This is a genomic window from Phyllobacterium sp. (assembly GCF_037994405.1).
Classification (GTDB): domain Bacteria; phylum Pseudomonadota; class Alphaproteobacteria; order Rhizobiales; family Rhizobiaceae; genus Phyllobacterium.
The window spans coordinates 1-1,623 of sequence record NZ_JBBNAN010000437.1 but is presented as its reverse complement, the minus strand read 5'-3'; the positions used below and the strand labels follow the sequence as shown (position 1 = coordinate 1,623).

Sequence of the window (1,623 nt, the reverse complement as noted above, 5' to 3'; positions counted from 1 at the left end):
ATGCGCGCCGCCTGGATGTACTATATCGAGCAGATGACGCAGAACGAGATTGCCGAGATTCTCGGCGTCGGACGCGTGACCATTGTGCGCATGCTGGCCGAAGCGCGGGCACGCAACGAGGTCAAGATCGGAATTCAGGGCTATCTTTCGGATCTCGTCGCGCTGGAAAGGCAGGTTGAACAGCAATTCGGTCTCGACAAGGTGATCATCGCACCATTGTCACATCCGGACAACGACCCGATCCCGGCGATAGCGGCCGCCACCGGCGATTATCTGTCCGGTGTGGTCAGCAACGGCATGCGTGTCGGCGTCGGTTGGGGGCGGACGCTTTTCAATACATTGTCTTATCTCGAAGCGCGGGCGCTTGAGAATTTCACGGTCATTTCCCTGCTCGGCGGCATCAGCCAGCCGCGCCGGTTCAATCCGGCGGAATTCGCCTGGCAATTTGCCCAGTTGTTCCAGGGAGATGGCTATCTCATTCCCGCGCCGGCCATGGTGGACAGTATCGAGACCAAAACGGCGCTGATCGAGCGCTGCGGACTGAAAAGCGTGTTCGAGATGGCCGAGGATCTAGACCTTGTGCTTCTTAGTGTTGGTGCCATTGAAACTGCATCAAGCACGCCTTACCACATCGGCTTTCTTAATCAGGGCCACCAGGCCTCCCTGGCGGAACGCGGCGCCGTTGGTGATCTTCTGTTCCATTTTTACGACAAGCAAGGCCGGCTGGTGGACCATCCCATCCATGACCTCGTCATGTCTGTTGGCATCGATACGGTGCAGCGGGTGCCAGCGCGGGTATTGACATCTGGCGGCAAGGAAAAGATCAGGGCGCTTTATGGTGCGATGGCTCTCGTTCGCCCGACAGTGTTCATCACCGATGAGGAAAGTGCCCGCCGCTTGCTGGTGCTGGCCGAACAGGAAAAGGCCTGAGCTTTGCTTGCAATTTCCGTGGGAAATCAAAACAACAGCGCCGGGTAGCCCAAGTCAGGGATTGCATTCGCGATTTTTCCCGTTATTGATCGCGGGAGACGCGCGGCCAATTCCACCGCGTCTGATTTCAGGTGGGGCCTGTAGCTCAATTGGTTAGAGCCGGCGGCTCATAACCGCTTGGTTGGGGGTTCGAGTCCCTCCGGGCCCACCACTTTCTTCCCATTCCGACAAGGCCGGAATATGCAGGCAGCTCAAAGGTTTGTGCGGCCGCTCATTGAACCGCGAAAATGGCGCATTTCGGGTGCCAACGTTCTTCTTGTGGCGGAAGGCAACATGAGCAGGCGCCATAATGCGAGTGCCCGCTCAACCCGGCGTGGTCTGAGACCCTGGCATGCTTGAATGCTCTTTGCAGGGGAACCGGGAGGCCTCGTGATTGGCCAAGGTGGCATGCCACCGCTGGTCCGTATCGGGAAGGTGAGGAGAAGTAGCCGATGATGTGTGCCCCGTCAGCGCGTTTGAGGAGACCGGTAATTTCTCTGGGGTTATGCGGCTCGGAGTAGCGGCGGTGTGGCATCCTTGTCGACAAGACGTCAGGCATCGTGTTATGTTTATCCTGTCATCACTAGAACATTTGGAGGCAGAAGCCATGCCTCTTGTGGAAGTCAAGGTCTTCAAAGACGAACTGAGCCCCGA

General features: G+C 57.6%; 1 protein-coding gene and 1 tRNA gene. Both read left to right on the top strand.

The features are described from left to right. Positions 1-930, top strand: a 930-nt coding sequence (locus AAAC48_RS23600; RefSeq protein ID WP_340656525.1) for a sugar-binding transcriptional regulator, incomplete at its 5' end; no start/stop codon positions are given. Between the two features lie 134 nt (positions 931-1,064). Then, positions 1,065-1,141, top strand: a tRNA-Ile gene (locus AAAC48_RS23595). The last annotated feature ends 482 nt before the right edge of the window (positions 1,142-1,623 follow it).